This window comes from Myxococcus llanfairpwllgwyngyllgogerychwyrndrobwllllantysiliogogogochensis, from assembly GCF_006636215.1.
GTDB classification, from domain to species: Bacteria; Myxococcota; Myxococcia; order Myxococcales; family Myxococcaceae; genus Myxococcus; species Myxococcus llanfairpwllgwyngyllgogerychwyrndrobwllllantysiliogogogochensis.
The window spans coordinates 1-15,819 of record NZ_VIFM01000080.1; the positions used below are offsets into that span (position 1 = coordinate 1).

Here is a 15,819-nt window from a genome sequence, read left to right on the forward strand (position 1 = left end):
GGGGTGTTGGGGGGGAGTGGGTGTTAAGGACCACTCGCACACATTTTCGGGTTTGAGCTAGGGTGCTGCGCCCCGGAGTCGCCGGGTGCGGCAGGCCAACAAGGGCAATATGTCGAAGAAGCGCGTCCACGAAATCGCCAAGGAGCTCAAGGGCCACGGCATTGAGCTCGACAACAAGGAGGTCGTAAACGAGCTGTCCGCGCTCGGTTACGACGTCAAGAGCCATTCGTCCTCCCTCGATGACGACCAGGCGACCGCCGCCGTCCAGAAGATCCTGGACAAGCGCAAGCCGAAGCAGGCAGCGCCTCCCGTGACGGCGAAGGGGTTCGTGGTGCGCCGCAAGGTGGGCCCGCCCGCGGGCTCCGCCGAAGCGGGCATGGAGTCGCACTCCGCGGACTCCCATGACCACTACGATTCCGGACCCGTTGAGTCCGCTCATCCCCCCGTCGAGGCCTACCAGCCTCCCGAGGAGGCGCCTCGCGCCGTGGAGCCCCCGCCCGTCGCTGTCGAGACGGCTCCGGCTCCCTCCGTGGAGGAGTCTCCCGCCGTCACCGCCGCGCCCGCGGCTCCGACGGCTTCCCCGGTGACCGAGCAGCAGCCCGCTCAGGCCGCCACGCCTCCAGCCGCAACGGAGGCTCCCAAGGCCCCGGTCGAGGCGCCTCGCGCCCCCGCCGTTCCCCCAGCTGCCGCCGCGCAGCCTCGTTCCCCTTCTCAGGAGAGTACCCACTTGCCCCAACCCCCTCCGCGCTCGCCGGTTCCGCCGACTGTCCGGACGTCTTCTCCCCCGTCTTCGTCCGCGACCGTCGTGTCTCGGGGCCCCGCGCCGGGCTACGGGCAGCGGAGCGGTCCCTCGGGCGGTGGTCGTCCGGGTGGCCCGGGTGGTCCTGGTGGACGTCCCGGTGGTCCGGGCGGTCCGGGTGGACGTCCCGGTGGTCCGGGCGGTCCGGGTGGACGTCCCGGTGGTCCGGGCGGTCCGGGTGGGCGTCCCGGTGGTCCGGGTGGTCGTCCGAGCTATCCGTCGTACCAGAGCCAGAGCACGCGTCCCGGCCAGGGGCCGGTGCGTCCCAGCTCCGCTCCTGGAGCGCAGGCCTCCGCGGGTGGCACCGCCGCGCCGCAGGGTCCCACCATCATGGTGGGCGGTGTGCCGCACGCCCAGGTGTCTCCGACGGGCGGTCAGGCGCGTCCCACGGCCACGCAGGCCGTCGTCATCTCGCGCCCGCTCATCCAGGTGCGTCGGGTCACCCCCACGGCCGGCCAGGCGAAGCAGTACCCCATGGCGCCGGGCCGCGCGGGCATCCCCGAGCGCCGTGAGTACAAGGTGGTTCCGGACCATCTGGGCCGGGGCCGCGAGCTGGTGGACGTCTCCAAGAACAAGGAGCGTGGTCAGCGCAAGCGCACCAGTGGCGATACGACCAGCGTGTCCAAGCAGGAACTGACGGACATGGTCTGGGGCCGCGTCACCATCCCCATCCGTGGCAAGAAGAAGAAGCCCACGAAGAAGGGCGCCAAGACGCAGATCACCCAGATGGCCGAGGAGAAGAAGGTCATCAAGCTGCAGGAGGGCATTTCGGTGTCCGACCTGGGCCAGCGCATGGGTATCCGCAGCGCGGAGCTCATCAAGAAGCTGATGGCGCAGGGGAAGATGGCCACGGCCAACCAGCTGGTGGACGCCGACACGGCGGAGACCATCGCCAGCGACTACGGTTGGAAGATCGAGCGCGTGGGCTTCGAGGTGGAAGACTACCTGCCCGAGGTGGAGGCCCGTCCCGAGGACGAGCGTCCGCGTCCGCCGGTCGTCACCATCATGGGCCACGTCGACCACGGAAAGACGAGCTTGCTGGACGCCATCCGCAGCGCCAACGTGGCGTCGGGCGAGGCGGGCGGCATCACCCAGCACATCGGCGCGTACAGCATCACCACCGCGCGGGGTGACGTCACCTTCCTGGATACGCCGGGTCACGAGGCCTTCACGTCCATGCGCGCCCGCGGCGCCAACGTGACGGACATCGTGGTGCTGGTGGTGGCCGCCGACGACGGCGTGATGCCGCAGACGGTGGAGGCCATCAAGCACGCGAAGGCGGCGGAAGTCCCCATCGTCGTCGCCATCAACAAGATGGACGTGCCCGGCGCCAACCCGGACCGCGTGAAGAAGGACCTGGCCGCACACGAGCTCGTCCCGGAAGAGTGGGGCGGCGACACCATCATGGTTCCCGTCTCGGCCAAGACGAAGCAGAACCTGGACCTGCTGCTGGAGAACCTGGCGCTGCAGGCCGAGGTCCTCGAGCTCACGTCCAACCCGAACCGCCCGTCGGTCGGCGCCATCATCGAGGCCAAGCTGGACCGCGGCCGTGGCCCGGTCGCCACGGTGCTGGTGCAGGAAGGCACGCTCAAGCTGGGCGACGCCGTCGTCACCGGCTCGCACTACGGCCGAGTCCGCGCGATGAACAACAGCCGCGGCGAGATGGTGAAGGAAGTCAAGCCGGGCTACTGCGCGGAGGTCATCGGCCTGTCCGGTGTTCCCACCGCGGGCGACGCCATCAACGTGGTGGCGGACGAGAAGGCGGCCAAGCAGATCGCCGAGCACCGCAACATGAAGGAGCGGCAGACCGAGCTCGGCAAGGTCAGCCGTGAGTCCCTGGAGCAGTTGTTCGCCAAGACGAAGGCGGGCGGCGGTCCCAAGGAGCTGCGCGTCGTCATCAAGGCGGACGTGCAGGGCTCGGCCGAGGCCGTCAAGCAGGCCGTCCAGAAGCTCTCCACCCACAAGGTCAAGGTGGAGGTCGTCCACTCCGGAGTGGGCGCCATCACCGAGGGCGACGTGATGAGGGCGGCCGCCTCCAAGGGCGTGGTGCTCGGCTTCAACGTCCACCCGGAGTCGGGTGCGGAGGCCGCGGCCAAGGCTCAGGAAGTCAACCTGCAGAGCTACACCATCATCTACGAGCTCATCGACGGGGTGCGCTTGGAGATGGAGGGCCTGCTGGAGCCCATCCGCACGGAGAAGAAGCTGGGCCGCGCGGAGGTCCGCAACACCTTCAACGTTCCTCGCCTGGGCACCATCGCCGGCGCGGCGGTGTTGGATGGTGTGATGAAGCGAGGCGCCATCGTTCGCCTCATCCGCGAGAACAAGCAGCTGTTCGCCGGGAAGATGGCGTCGCTGCGGCGCTTCAAGGACGACGTCAAGGAGGTCGCTCAGGGCTTCGAGTGCGGTATCGGCATCGAGAACTTCAACGACCTCAAGGCCGGCGACATCATCGAGGCCTACGAGATCGAAGAGACCCGGCAGAGCCTCACCTAGTCTTCCGCCGCGTGTCCTCTCGCCCCCGGGAAGGCCCCACCTTCCCGGGGAGGTTTCGCCCTGGGGGCCTCGCGCAGTCGCCAGGTCCCCCGGGGTCGGGGGATTGGCATGTTCGTAGGTGTCGCACGTCTGACCCTCCAGATTCCGGACAGCGGCTCGCTGAAGTCCAAGCGACAGGTGTTGCGCCGGGTGACGGACCGGGTGAAGGCCCGCTTCAACGTGGCCGTGGCCGAGGTGGACGACCAGGACCTCTGGCAGAAGGCCTCGCTTGCCCTCTCGGTGGTGGGCAATGACCGCCGCCACGTGGACGAGCAGTTGGAGAAGGTCATCCACTTCATCGAGGAGATGTACGTGGCCCCGCTGATGGCGCGGGAGACGGAAATCCTCGCCTTTGGAGATCAGCTCTTCGCCGCGGGCAGCACCGCGGATTCCAGGGCCCCGCGGTCCGCTCTGGACGACGAAGACGAAGCACCGCTGTCGCCGGAAGCGGCGGCGGCCCAGTCGGAGGCGGCGATCGCTCGCTTCCTGCGGGGCGAGCGGGCCTCCCTGGCGGAGGCCGAGGGGTTGGGTGAGTGGGAGCGCCGTCATGACGGCGACAACGACGGCGACCCCGGTACGGGTCGCCCGTCACCGTCGGGCGGTGGACGGATGACGCTGGACGAGGCGCGGGTTCGAGCCCGCTCCCTGCGCAACCCGCGAGACTGGGAGAAGAAATGACGACGCATTCCCGACCCGAGCGAGTGGGGCAGGAAATCCAGGTGGCCATCGGCGACCTGCTGACCCGGGGCGAGCTGAGAGATCCGCGCATCGGCTACATCACGATTACCGGGGTGAAGGTCTCCCCGGACCTGCGTGTGGCCCGTGTCTTCTATTCGATGATTGGCACGGCCGAGGAGCGCTCGGACACGCAGAAGGGGCTGGAGGCGGCCAAGGGCTTCGTGCGCCGCCACGTCACGTCGGCCGTCAACCTGCGCGTGTCGCCGGAGATCTTCTTCTCGTTCGACGAATCCGTGGGCGAGGGGGACAAGATCGACCGTCTGCTTCGCGAGGTCCGGAGCAAGGAAGGCTGGTAGTTCCAGCCCCGGGCCCACAATATTGGCGCGACATGGACGGCGTCCTCGTCATCGATAAGCCCTCTGGCCCCACGTCCTTCGACGTGGTGCGACAGGTGCGCTCGCTGTTGAAGATCAAGAAGGTGGGCCACACGGGGACGTTGGACCCCATGGCCACCGGAGTGTTGCCCCTGTGTCTGGGAGAGGCCACCAAGGTGGCTGGCTTCATCACCGAGGGCGACAAGGCCTACGACGCCACGGTGCGCCTGGGAGCGGAGACGGACACCCAGGACGCGCAGGGGCAGGTGACGGCGCGCGCGCCGGTGCCCGTGTTGACGCCCGCACTCCTGGAGGCCGCGCTGTCGCGCTTCCGGGGGAGCTTCGACCAGATCCCGCCCATGTATTCGGCGGTGAAGGTGGCCGGCAAGCGCCTGTACGAGCTGGCCCGCGCGGGTGAGGAAGTGGAGCGCGCCGCCCGCCACGTGACGGTGTACGAACTGGTGCTGCGGGACTTCTCCGCGGACCGGCTCCATCTGTCCGTGCGCTGCTCCAAGGGCTTCTTCGTGCGCACCCTGGCCTTCGACCTGGGACGAGTGCTGGGCTGCGGGGCACACCTGGAAGCGCTGCGGCGCACGGCCAGCGGGCCGTTCCCCCTGGCACGCTCGCTGCCGCTGGCGGATGTGCCTGCCCTGCTGAAGGACGGGACGCTGGCCTCACGGCTGGTGCCCATCGCCGAGGCCCTGGTCGACCTGCCCGAGGTGCGGGTAGGGGCCGAAGACGCCAAGCGCGTGTCGCACGGCGTGCCGGTGGAGGTTTCTCCCTCCTCGCTGCGCCCAGGGAGGCTGCGCGTGACGGGCCCCGACGGCGCGCTGCTGGCGGTGGCGGAGGGCGTGGGCGGACGGCTGCGGTACCTGCGAGTGCTCGTCTAGGCCCGGCTGCCCCCCGGCTGTGCGTCTTCACACGCTCCACCCCCCGTGAGGCGCACGGGCAGGCGGCCAAGGTTGACCCTGGGTAGGGTGAAGCTTATAAGCCCCCCGCTCGTTAGAAGTGGAGCATGAGACCCGGTCTGTACCCCTCCGCGGACCTGGGCGACTCAAGTGGAATCACTCCGGAGCGGGGTACGAAAGACGAGAATCACATGTCGCTGCATCAGGAGCGCAAGTCGGAGCTGGTGACGAAGTTCAGGACCCACGAGACGGACACCGGGTCCCCTGAAGTGCAGGTGGCGCTGCTGTCCGAGCGCATCAACCAGCTCACCGAGCACTTCAAGACGCACAAGAAGGACCACCACTCCCGCCGCGGTCTGCTGAAGCTGGTCGGTCAGCGTCGCCGGCTTCTGGACTACCTGAAGTCGAAGGACGTCACCCGCTACAAGAAGCTCATCGAGAGCCTCGGCATCCGCAAGTAGGCATCTCGGCAGGACCCGGGGCGCTGGTTCAACCAGCGCCCCGCGCGTTTCAGACGTTGAAGTGGCAGCAGAGAAGCAGTTGAGAAGCGGTGGGTGGTGGCGGGCGAGGGAGTGGTGCCGACGGAGGTTTTGGTTTCCGTTCGGACCGGCTGACACGGTTGTCGGCCGGTGCGATCAGGGATCAAAAGTTCCGAGACATCCCTCCGGCGCTCCGCAAGCGCCCTTCCGCAGTACAGGCTGGCGGTTGCCTGTCATGTGCCTGTTTCGGGCCTTGGCGACCGCTCATACACCCCGAGGGCCCTCCCGGGGTGCCAGGTCCCTTGCGGGCCAGGTGCGTGCGGTGGGGTCCTCGCCCGAAGAATACCGAGGCAAGGACATGCTGAAGAAGAGCGTCAAGATTGGCGAGAGCGAGCTGAGCATCGAAGTGGGTCGTCTGGCCAAGCAGGCGGATGGCTCCGTGGTGGTGCGCTATGGCGACACCATGCTGCTCGTGACGGCGGTGAGCGCGCGGGAGAAGAAGGACATCGACTTCCTTCCGCTGACGGTGGAGTACCAGGAGAAGCTGTACTCGGCGGGCCGCATCCCCGGCAGCTACTTCAAGCGCGAGGGCCGGCTGACGGAGAAGGAGACGCTGGCCTCCCGCGTGGTGGACCGCTCCCTGCGTCCGCTGTTCCCGGAAGGCTACGCGTACGAGACGCAGGTCATCGCCAGCGTCATCTCCGCGGACCCGGAGAACGAGGGCGACGTGCACGGCATCACCGGCGCCTCCGCGGCGCTGTGGGTGTCGGACATCCCGTTCGACGGTCCCCTCGCCGGCATCCGCGTGGGCCGCGTGGGCGGTCAGCTGGTGGCCAACCCCACCGCGAAGCAGCGTGAGCAGAGCGACCTGGACCTGGTCATGGCGGTCAGCCGCAAGGCCATCGTCATGGTGGAAGGCGGCGCGGAAGAGGTGACCGAGGCGGACATGGTCGCCGCGCTGGACTTCGGCTTCAAGACGGCCCAGCCCGCGCTGGACCTGCAGGACGAGCTGCGCCGCGAGCTGAACAAGACGGTTCGCTCGTTCGACAAGCCGGCCACCGTGGACGAGGGCCTGCGCTCCAAGGTTCGCGAGCTGGCGATGAACGGCATCAAGGCCGGCTACGCCATCAAGGAGAAGGGCGCCCGCTACGAGTCGCTCTCCAAGACGAAGAAGGAGACCATCGCGAAGCTCAAGGAGCAGCTCGCCGAGGCCTACTCCCCGCTGGTGGAGAAGCACGCCAAGCAGGTGGTGGAAGACCTCAAGTACGAGCACATGCGCGAGATGACGGTCAACGGTGGCCGCATCGGCGACCGCGGTCACGACGTGGTCCGCACGATTACGAACGAAGTGGGCGTGCTGCCGCGCACCCACGGCAGCGCGGTCTTCACCCGTGGCGAGACGCAGGCGCTCGTGGTGGCCACGCTGGGCACCAGCGATGACGAGCAGCGGCTGGAGATGCTGGGTGGCATGTCCTTCAAGCGCTTCATGCTGCACTACAACTTCCCTCCGTTCAGCGTGAATGAGACGAAGCCGCTGCGCGGCCCGGGCCGTCGTGAAATCGGCCACGGCGCGCTGGCGGAGCGCGCGCTGCGCAACATGGTGCCCAAGAGCGAGTCCTTCCCGTACACGGTTCGCCTCGTGTCGGACATCCTCGAGTCCAACGGCTCCTCGTCCATGGCCTCCGTGTGCGGTGGCACGCTGGCGCTGATGGACGCGGGTGTCCCCATCACCTCGCCGGTGGCCGGCATCGCCATGGGTCTGGTGAAGGAGGGCGACAAGATCGCCATCCTGTCGGACATCCTCGGTGACGAGGACCACCTGGGCGACATGGACTTCAAGGTGTGCGGCACCAGCAAGGGCATCACGTCCATCCAGATGGACATCAAGATCACCGGCCTCACCACGGAGATCATGAGCCGCGCGCTGGAGCAGGCGCGTCAGGGCCGCATCCACATCCTGGGCGAGATGCTCAAGACGCTGGCGCAGCCCCGCAAGGAAATCAGCCAGTACGCGCCCCGCATCACCACCATCCAGATTCGTCCCGAGTTCATCAAGAACGTCATCGGGCCGGGCGGCAAGGTCATCAAGGACATCATCGCTCGCACGGGCGCGGCGATTAACATCGAGGACTCTGGCCGGGTGGACATCGCCAGCGCGAACGGCGAGGCCGTGAAGGCCGCCATCGCGATGATTCAGGCGCTGACCCGCGAGGCGGAAATCGGGAAGATCTACACGGGCACCGTGCGGAAGATCGCCGAGTTCGGCGCCTTCGTGGAGCTGTTCCCGGGCACCGACGGCCTCATCCACATCTCCGAGCTGTCCGACAAGCGCGTCAAGAGCGTCTCCGACGTGCTGAGGGAGGGCGACGAGGTGCTGGTGAAGGTCGTCAGCATCGACAAGACGGGCAAGATTCGCCTGTCGCGCAAGGAGGCGATGGCGGAGCGCGCGGCGACCCAGCAGCAGGGCGCCGCTGACGCTGTCGCCGCGCAGCCGGCCCCCGAGGCCACCCAGCCCGACGCGAAGGCCTGATTGACGCCTCGCTCCCGGGCCTCCTCACGAGGTCCGGAGTAGCTCCAACGCCCCCTTCCGCCACCGCGCGGCGGGGGGCGTTTTCGTTTTGGCGGGCGCTGGCTTAGACCTGGAGCTGGGGGCCGTGCGTTGGAGGTGCGAGCCCCGCCTTCTGGAGGCCCCGTTGCCGCCCCGCCCGCCGCCCGCCGGACCCTCGACTTCCACTGGCTTCGTCACCGACGTCTCGCGCCTGCTGGGCGCCTTCCGGTGGGCCTTCATGCCCCTGGGGCTGCTGGCCCTGGTGGCGGTGGGCGTGCACGCGGCGGCGGACACGCTGGATGACAGGCTGGTGGCGGTGGTGGACCGCGTGGACGCGGCCTTCGATGGACTGGTGGGCCGCTACGACGTGACGGCCCCCATGGTGGAGTGGGTGTCGCTGGAGCTGCGCACGCGCATCGCTCGCATCCTGGCCCTGACGTGGGAGCTGGCCGCGGACCTGGTGCTGGCGCTGCCCGCCCTGGGCTACCGCGAGGCGACGGCGGCCGCCGTGAAGCCCGCGGAGTCGTGGCGAGCGGCCCTGGAGGGGCAGGAAGCAAAGCCCTCGTGGCGCGCGCTGTGGCAGCGCTGTCTGCGCCAGCCCACGCCCATGCGCTGGCTGCGCCCCCTGGCCACCGCGGCGGTGGTGGTGGCGGGCGCGTGCACGGTGGCGAAGCTGATGCAGGGCACGGTGTACCTGTCCTGGCGCGAGCTGATGGGGGACCAGGTCGCTGACTGGGGCGCGAGGGGCCTGGCGGTGGGGGCGCTGGTGGGCGTGCTGGCCACGCTCGGGTGGCGCGCGGTGCTGCGCAACCTTCAACACGCGGACGCGGCCTGCGCACAGGAGCGCGGCCGACGGGCCTTCACCCGAGGCCTCCTGGGTTGCGCGGTGGTGGTGCCGCTGGCACTGGCCGCCGTGCTGGACGCCACTCCACTCGTTTCCTTCCTGCGCTGAGGACCGCCATGTTCCCGAGCCGGGCCAGGGGGCTGCTGGACTTCTGCATGGCGGTGCTGTGCGTGTGGACGGCGTACCACCACACGCCCGCGGGCGCGCTGGTGCGCAAGGCCTCCGCCTGGGCCTTCTCCTCGAAGAGCACCGCGCGGCCCCTGCTGGCGTACTACGACGGCATGACGGGCACCTCGCTGGCCGCGCCCATGCTGGCGCCCGAGGTGTCCCTGGTGCGTCCGCTGACGGATGCGGAGTCGCTGGCCTGGGGCACGCACCTGGCATTGAAGGGCCTGGATGCGCGAGCGAGGGAGCCCTTCGCCGCGCTGGCCCAGGAACTGGGGATTCCCATGGACCGGCTGTTGGACCCGGTGGAAGGGCCCGTCGCCGCGCGCAGGCTTCACGCGGCGCTCGAGGCGGACTTCCCCCGCGAGGAGGCGCGCCTCACGGCCCTCTTCGTCGGCCGCATCCCCGCGCGTTATGCCCAGGAGCGCGTGGTGGCGGAAGGTGGCGCGCCGACGCTGGAGTCACTGAACCGGCAGCTTCCTCCGGGTTTCGAGACGGCCTCGGTGGGCGCGGCGCAGGCGCTGGCGTTGTCCACCGCATTCGGGCTCGCGTGGCCCGTGTCGGAGAGCGCCCGGGTGACGAGCCCCTTCGGCGAGCGGCACCACCCCGTGCTGGGAATGCGGCGGATGCACACTGGCGTGGACCTCAGCGTACCCACGGGGACGGCGGTATCGGCCGTGGCGGAGGGTGTGGTGCGGCGCGCGAGCGAGGACGCGGTGAATGGCCGCGTCCTGGTCCTGGACCATGGCCGTGGCGTGACGACGGCGTACTGCCACAACTCGGAGCTGCTGGTCCGGGTGGGGGAGCGGGTGGAGCGCGGACAGCTCATCGCCCGCTCCGGCAACACCGGGCGCTCCACGGGGCCCCACCTCCACTACCAGCTGGAACTCGCCTCCCGGCCCATGGACCCCCTCAAGTTCCGCGCCTCCGTCCGCGCCGTGTCCGGCGATTCCTCGCGCTGAGGATTCCAGCCAGGCCTCGAAGTCCGGGAGCGTGCCGGGGTCTGGGGGCTTGCCGGGCTGTCGTCGCTTTCGCGGACTACCCGTGACGTTGGAGCGGGAACTGGAGACGGGGCAGGGGTGTGGTACATCGGCGCCATGGCCTCGTTCCTCACCGTGCAGGTGCGCCGCGTGCGTGCCCATCCGGAGCCCTTGCCGCTTCCCCGCTACGAGACGGCGCTCGCCGCCGGGCTGGATTTGAGAGCGGACATCGAGGGGGAGCGGGTGCTCGCGCCGCTGGCGCGGATGGCGGTTCCCACGGGCCTCGCGCTGGGGCTCCCCCCGGGCTACGAGGGGCAGGTACGACCTCGCTCCGGCCTGGCGCTGCGCCACGGAATCACGCTGCTCAACTCCCCCGGGACGGTGGATGCGGACTACCGGGGGGAGGTGCAGGTCATCCTGGTGAATCTCTCCAGCGAGCCCTTCACCCTGCGTCGGGGCGACCGGGTGGCCCAGCTGGTGGTGGCGCCGGTGACGTCCGCCACGCTGGAAGAAGTGGAGGTCCTCGACGCGACGTCGCGGGGGGGGAACGGCTTCGGTTCCACCGGCCGGTAGCGCGAGAGCCGACGGCATCGTTCCTTGATGACAGGGGAGCGTGCAGAATATGAGGCCGGACCGCACCCCCGCTCGCGGTCCTCCTTCGACCGGCCCCTGGAGTCCGACTGCTTTGCTCTGCTACCGCTGCGGCAGCCACGTCCCCGAGACGACCGACACCTGTCCCACCTGCGGGATGAAGTACGACGCGGCCGCGCGACAATCGGCCGGTGTCGTCCGCAAGCGCGGCCTGGAGGGCGCCCCCTACAAGCCAGGGGACGTCGTCGCCGGCCGCTACGCCATCCAGGAGGTGGTGGGCTCCGGCCCCATGGGCTTCGTCTTCCGCGCACAGGACGAGGAGATCGACGTCGAGGTCGCGCTGAAGACGGTCCACCCGCGACTCGTCCAGCAGCCCGAGGAGCGCACCCAGTTCTCGTTCTCCATGCGGGTGGGCAAGAAGCTCAACCACCCGAACCTGCTGCGCGTCTACGAAGAGGGGCTCGACGGTGAGCGGCCCTTCTTCACCATGCAGTTGCTGGAGGGGATGACGCTGCGGCGGATGATGGAGCAGCGCGCCTCGCGCGGGCAGCTCTTCTCGCTGAAGGACGTGGAGCCGCTGCTGGCGCAGATGGCGGCGGCGCTGGACGCGGCCCATCGCTTCGGCCCCCACTCCGACCTCAAGCCGGAGAACGTCATCGTCCTTCCGGACCTGCTGAAGGTGACGGACTACGGGCTCGGCCTCGCCGTGCCGCAGCTTCCCTTCGTCCAGGCGCAGAAGGGGCATCGCGCGGATATCTACGTCGCTCCCGAGTACGTGGCGGGCGGTGAGCTGGACACGCGCATGGACGTGTACTCGCTGGGCGTGGTGATGGGGGAGATGGTCGCGGGCCTCGTGCCCGTCGAGGGCGTGGTGCCCGGGTTGACGTCGCTGCACCCGGACCTGCCCACGTCCTTCGAGGCGCTCTACCGGCGCGCGCTCAACATCAACCCGCTGGCCCGTCCGAAGACGGCGGGTGAGCTGCACGCGGAGTTCGCCAGCATCCTCGCGCGCGCCCCCGCGGCGGTCGCCACGCACGTGCGCGGCGTGCCGCCTCCCGCGGGCTCGGCGCAGGCCGCCGCGGTGCGGATGTCCGCGCGTCCGCCGCCTCCGGTGCCCACGGACATGATGCCGGTGCCCACGGGCATCGTGACCTCGGCGCCGAAGCCTTCCGCGCCCGTCGAGGAGGAGCCGCCTCCGCCCGATGCCACGCAGCCGCTCGACGCGGCGACGCTGGCCGCCATCATCGGCGCGAACCCCGGCGCATCCCAGCACCTCACGGAGCAGGCGCTGCCGTTCATCACCGCGTCCGCCGCGCGGGCCGCCATGGATTCGCCTCAAGGTGGGCGCTCGGCTTCCGAAGCGTCGGCGAAGGGACGGGCTGCCTCGGAATCGTCACAGGGGGGGCGTTCCTCCCGCGGCGCCTCCGAGCCCGCTCACGGTGGGCGCCTGCCCCCCGAGCCCGCTCGGGCGGGTGGGCCCGCGCCGCGTGCCTCCGGACCGATGCCGGCTGCTCAGCCGCGCGCGGCGCCTCGGGCCCAGGAGTCGGACGCGGGGCAGGAGCCGGCCCCTGCTGTTTCCGGTGCCCGCTCGGCGCGCGCGTTGGAGTCCTCGCCCTCGCCCTCGGCCTCCGGGCCTCGGCCCATGTCGCGGACATTGGATGCGGCGCCCGCGGTGCCGGTGCCGGCCATCCGCACCGCGCGCACACTGGAGTCGCCCGCGGTGTCGGGGGCACGCACGGGGCCTCGCTCGCTCGACTCCCATCCTTCCATGTCGGGCGCTCGCACGTTGGACTCGCCCATGACCTCGGCGGCGCGCTCGGCGCCTCGCATCGCGCCCACCCACCGGTCCACCCGTCCGTCGAAGTCCTCGGCCTCCCGCCGTCGCTCGGCATTCATCTGGATGGTGGTGTTGACCGTGGGCGGGCTCGCGCTGGGGGCCGGTGGCGGTTACCTGTTGCTGCGCTACCTGCGCTCGGCCCAGCGGACAGCGCCGGTGGTGCCCATGGGAGGGCCGTCTGCACGCCAGGCTGCACCGGAAGCCAATGCTCCTCCCCTCGTCGCGCTGGCGGGAGGGTGTCCCGATGGCATGCGGGTGGTGAGTGGCGGGTACTTCCGCCGGGGAAAGGCGCGGGACGACGACCAGGGGCAGGTGGAGGAGCCTTTCGAGGAAAGCATCCAGGTGGACTCCTTCTGCATGGACGAGTTCGAGTACTCGAACTCGAACAAGCGGGGAGGGAGTCCTCGGGTGGAGGTGACCTGGGAACAGGCGCGCGGGCTGTGTGAGGCCGCGGAGAAGCGGCTCTGCACGGAAGAGGAGTGGGAGAAGGCATGCAAGGGACCGGGCAACGCGCGCTACGCATACGGCGACGATTACGTTCAAGGCGCGTGCAATACGAAGGTCTCGCTCCAGGAAACGCCTCCCACGGTCGCCCCCTCCGGGACGTTCACGCAATGCGTGTCACGGGGTTATGGCGTGGCGGACCTCTCCGGGAACGTGGCGGAGTGGACGAGCACCCGCGTCCCCAACCGGGGTGTCGTGCAGAAGGGCGGCTCGTTCAACGACTCGCAGCTCGCCTCGAGGTGCAGCGCGCGGGCCTTCATCGCTCCGGAGAAGACCGCCCTCTCGGTCGGCTTCCGGTGCTGCGCGAGCGTGAAGCCATGAACGGGCGGACCCTCGCGCTCCTGCTCCTGCTGGTGCCGGTGGTAGCGGGGGCTCAAGGGGCAGCCCGTCCCCGCGTGGTGGCGGTGAAGTCCGCCAACCTGGCGCCCTATGCCTCCGTCATCGCTGGCTTCGCCGCGGAGGCGCGCGCGGAGGTGCAGGAGATGACGCTGGACGAGAGTCCCGGCGCCGCCGCGCGCATCTTCAAGAAGCTGGCGGCCCAGAAGCCCGCGTTGGTGCTGGCCCTGGGGCCACTGGCCGCCAACGCCGCGCGCCGCTCCCTGGGCGAGGACATCCCCGTCCTCTTCGCCATGGTGCCGTACTTCGAGAAGTACGGACTGGAAGGCCCCAACGTCACCGGCATCTCGCTCACCAGTGACCTGGGGCCGGAGCTGGAGGCGCTGCTCGCGGTGGCTCCCAAGGCCCGGCGCGTGGGCATGGTGCATGACCCCCGCTTCTCCGCCAGCACCGTGACGCAGGCGCAGACGTCCGCTGCGTCCCGGAGCCTGTCCATCCTCCCGCTGGAGGTGGACTCACCAGGGAAGGTGGAGAAGGTGCTGGAGGGCGCGGCGGGCCGCGTGGATGCGCTGCTGATGGTGGCGGACAAGACGGTGGGCAACGCCGCCGTCGTGCAGCAGCTCATCGCCTTCGCGCAGGCGAAGCGGCTGCCGCTCGTGGCGCTCACGCCCAGCCAGGTGAAGGAGGGCGCGTCCCTCGCGCTGTCCCCCAGCCCCATGGCCATTGGCCTGCAAGCGGGCCGGCTGGCCAATCGCATCATCCACGAGAAGATTGACCCGGGGGCGCTGGCGGTGGCGCAGCCAGAGGGGTTGGACCTGTCCATCAATCTCACCACCGCCCGGAAGTTGGGTCCGTCCTCCGAGTCCGTGCTGGAGTTGCTCCGGTTCGCGGCGCGGAAGGACTTTGCCGTGAAGGTCTACGAGTGATTCCGCGATACAGCCGACAGGAGATGTCCAACCTCTGGAACGACGTGGCCCGCTTGCGCCGGTGGCGCGATGTGGAGCTCGCCGCGCTGGAGGGCATGGTGGAGGCGGGGCTGGCCCCGCGTGAGGCGCTGGAGGATTGCCTCCAGAAAGCCGGAGACTTCACGCCCGCGGATGCCGCGCGCATCGACGAAATCGAGCGCACCACCAAGCACGACGTCATCGCCTTCCTCACCTTCATGGAGGAGCGGGTGGGCCCCAGTGCCCGCTGGCTGCACCTGGGAATGACGTCCTCGGACGTGCTGGACACGTCCCTGGCGATGACGCTGCGCGACGCCGTGGACCTCATCCTCCAGGACATGGAGCGGGTGATGGCGGCGGTGGAGAAGCGCGCCTTCGAGCACAAGCACACGCTCCAGATGGGCCGCAGCCATGGCATCCACGCGGAGCCGGTGACGTTCGGCCACAAGCTGGCCATCTGGTACGACGAGCTTCGCCGCGCCCGCACGCGCCTGCTGCACGCGCGGGAGACCATCGCCACGGGCAAGATTTCCGGCGCGGTGGGCACCTTCGCGCACCTGCCTCCGGCCGTGGAGGAGCACGTCTGCAAGAAGCTGGGCCTCAAGGCCGCGCCCGCCTCCAGCCAGGTGGTGCAGCGTGACAGGCACGCCGAGTACTTCACGGCGCTGGCGCTGTTGGGCTCCAGCATCGAGAAGTTCGCCGTGGAGATTCGCCACCTGCAGCGCACCGAGGTGCGCGAGGCGGAGGAGCCCTTCACCGCTGGACAGAAGGGCTCCAGCGCGATGCCGCACAAGCGCAACCCCATCCTGTCGGAGAACCTCACGGGACTGGCGCGCCTGTTGCGCGGCTACGCGGTGAGCGCCATGGAGGACGTGGCGCTGTGGCACGAGCGGGACATCTCCCACTCCTCCGTGGAGCGCGTCATCGGCCCGGATGCCACCATCCTCGCGGACTTCATGCTGGTGCGCTTCGCCCGGCTGATGGAGGACCTGCGCGTCTACCCGGAGCAGATGAAGAAGAACCTGGAGCTGCTCGGCGGCGTGGTGAACTCGCAGCGGCTCCTGCTGGAGCTGGCGCGCAAGGGCATGGACCGGCAGGCCGCCTACGTCATCGTCCAGCGCAACGCGATGAAGCTCTACGAGGAGGGCGTGGACTTCCGGCAGGCGCTGCTCGCGGACGAGGACCTGCGCAAGATGATGACGCCCGAGGAGATCAACGACTGCTTCTCCCCGGGCTACCACACGCGGCACATGGACGACGTCTTCCGCCGCGTCTTCGGCCGGAGCGAGTAGCGGACGGC

Annotated in this window: 12 protein-coding genes; all 12 read left to right on the forward strand. The window is 69.7% G+C overall.

The genetic code is table 11. The features are described 5' to 3' along the window. The first annotated feature begins 109 nt into the window (after nucleotides 1-109). The 12 genes from infB to purB all read left to right on the forward strand — a co-directional run bounded on the left by infB (nucleotide 110) and on the right by purB (nucleotide 15,811). On the forward strand, nucleotides 110-3,292 hold the full coding sequence (gene infB / locus FJV41_RS20685) for a translation initiation factor IF-2 (protein ID WP_141644241.1): 3,183 nt from the start codon (nucleotides 110-112) through the stop codon (nucleotides 3,290-3,292). A 108-nt stretch (nucleotides 3,293-3,400) separates the two neighbouring features. Continuing rightward, on the forward strand, nucleotides 3,401-4,009 hold the full coding sequence (locus FJV41_RS20690; protein ID WP_141644242.1) for a DUF503 domain-containing protein: 609 nt from the start codon (nucleotides 3,401-3,403) through the stop codon (nucleotides 4,007-4,009). Continuing rightward, nucleotides 4,006-4,365, forward strand: coding sequence for a 30S ribosome-binding factor RbfA (gene rbfA, locus FJV41_RS20695; RefSeq protein ID WP_141644243.1), 360 nt, complete (start codon nucleotides 4,006-4,008; stop codon nucleotides 4,363-4,365). Before FJV41_RS20690 ends, rbfA begins: the two co-directional genes overlap by 4 nt. Before the next feature lie 32 nt (nucleotides 4,366-4,397). After that, nucleotides 4,398-5,273 carry a tRNA pseudouridine(55) synthase TruB gene (gene truB, locus FJV41_RS20700; RefSeq protein ID WP_141644244.1) on the forward strand — a complete coding sequence of 292 codons (876 nt, stop codon included), beginning with the start codon at nucleotides 4,398-4,400 and terminating at the stop codon, nucleotides 5,271-5,273. 209 nt (nucleotides 5,274-5,482) lie between these two features. Next, complete coding sequence (rpsO, locus tag FJV41_RS20705) at nucleotides 5,483-5,752, forward strand: 30S ribosomal protein S15 (RefSeq protein ID WP_141644273.1); 270 nt, start codon at nucleotides 5,483-5,485, stop codon at nucleotides 5,750-5,752. 376 nt (nucleotides 5,753-6,128) lie between these two features. Further along, a complete protein-coding gene (pnp, locus tag FJV41_RS20710; protein ID WP_141644245.1) occupies nucleotides 6,129-8,300 on the forward strand; it encodes a polyribonucleotide nucleotidyltransferase in 2,172 nt (723 codons plus the stop codon). Between the two features lie 163 nt (nucleotides 8,301-8,463). After that, the gene (locus tag FJV41_RS20715) at nucleotides 8,464-9,270 is read left to right on the forward strand and encodes a hypothetical protein (protein ID WP_141644246.1); all 807 of its coding nucleotides are present in this window, start codon (nucleotides 8,464-8,466) and stop codon (nucleotides 9,268-9,270) included. 8 nt (nucleotides 9,271-9,278) lie between these two features. Then, nucleotides 9,279-10,289 carry a M23 family metallopeptidase gene (locus FJV41_RS20720; protein ID WP_141644247.1) on the forward strand — a complete coding sequence of 337 codons (1,011 nt, stop codon included), beginning with the start codon at nucleotides 9,279-9,281 and terminating at the stop codon, nucleotides 10,287-10,289. 135 nt (nucleotides 10,290-10,424) lie between these two features. Next, nucleotides 10,425-10,880, forward strand: a complete 456-nt coding sequence (gene dut / locus FJV41_RS20725; RefSeq protein ID WP_141644274.1) for a dUTP diphosphatase — start codon at nucleotides 10,425-10,427, stop codon at nucleotides 10,878-10,880. Nucleotides 10,881-10,992: 112 nt separating this feature from the next. Next, the gene (locus FJV41_RS20730; protein WP_141644248.1) at nucleotides 10,993-13,560 is read left to right on the forward strand and encodes a protein kinase domain-containing protein; all 2,568 of its coding nucleotides are present in this window, start codon (nucleotides 10,993-10,995) and stop codon (nucleotides 13,558-13,560) included. Beyond that, nucleotides 13,557-14,501, forward strand: coding sequence for an ABC transporter substrate-binding protein (locus FJV41_RS20735; protein ID WP_174464347.1), 945 nt, complete (start codon nucleotides 13,557-13,559; stop codon nucleotides 14,499-14,501). The genes FJV41_RS20730 and FJV41_RS20735 overlap by 4 nt, the downstream gene beginning before the upstream one ends. Continuing rightward, the gene (gene purB / locus FJV41_RS20740) at nucleotides 14,498-15,811 is read left to right on the forward strand and encodes an adenylosuccinate lyase (protein WP_141644250.1); all 1,314 of its coding nucleotides are present in this window, start codon (nucleotides 14,498-14,500) and stop codon (nucleotides 15,809-15,811) included. The genes FJV41_RS20735 and purB overlap by 4 nt, the downstream gene beginning before the upstream one ends. The last annotated feature ends 8 nt before the right edge of the window (nucleotides 15,812-15,819 follow it).

Bases quoted from the DNA above. Each gene is read 5' to 3' on its own strand.
- infB (WP_141644241.1), top strand. From the start codon at position 110: ATGTCGAAGAAGCGCGTCCACGAAATCGCCAAGGAGCTCAAGGGCCAC.
- FJV41_RS20690 (WP_141644242.1), top strand. From the start codon at position 3,401: ATGTTCGTAGGTGTCGCACGTCTGACCCTCCAGATTCCGGACAGCGGC.
- rbfA (WP_141644243.1), top strand. From the start codon at position 4,006: ATGACGACGCATTCCCGACCCGAGCGAGTGGGGCAGGAAATCCAGGTG.
- truB (WP_141644244.1), top strand. From the start codon at position 4,398: ATGGACGGCGTCCTCGTCATCGATAAGCCCTCTGGCCCCACGTCCTTC.
- rpsO (WP_141644273.1), top strand. From the start codon at position 5,483: ATGTCGCTGCATCAGGAGCGCAAGTCGGAGCTGGTGACGAAGTTCAGG.
- pnp (WP_141644245.1), top strand. From the start codon at position 6,129: ATGCTGAAGAAGAGCGTCAAGATTGGCGAGAGCGAGCTGAGCATCGAA.
- FJV41_RS20720 (WP_141644247.1), top strand. From the start codon at position 9,279: ATGTTCCCGAGCCGGGCCAGGGGGCTGCTGGACTTCTGCATGGCGGTG.
- dut (WP_141644274.1), top strand. From the start codon at position 10,425: ATGGCCTCGTTCCTCACCGTGCAGGTGCGCCGCGTGCGTGCCCATCCG.
- FJV41_RS20735 (WP_174464347.1), top strand. From the start codon at position 13,557: ATGAACGGGCGGACCCTCGCGCTCCTGCTCCTGCTGGTGCCGGTGGTA.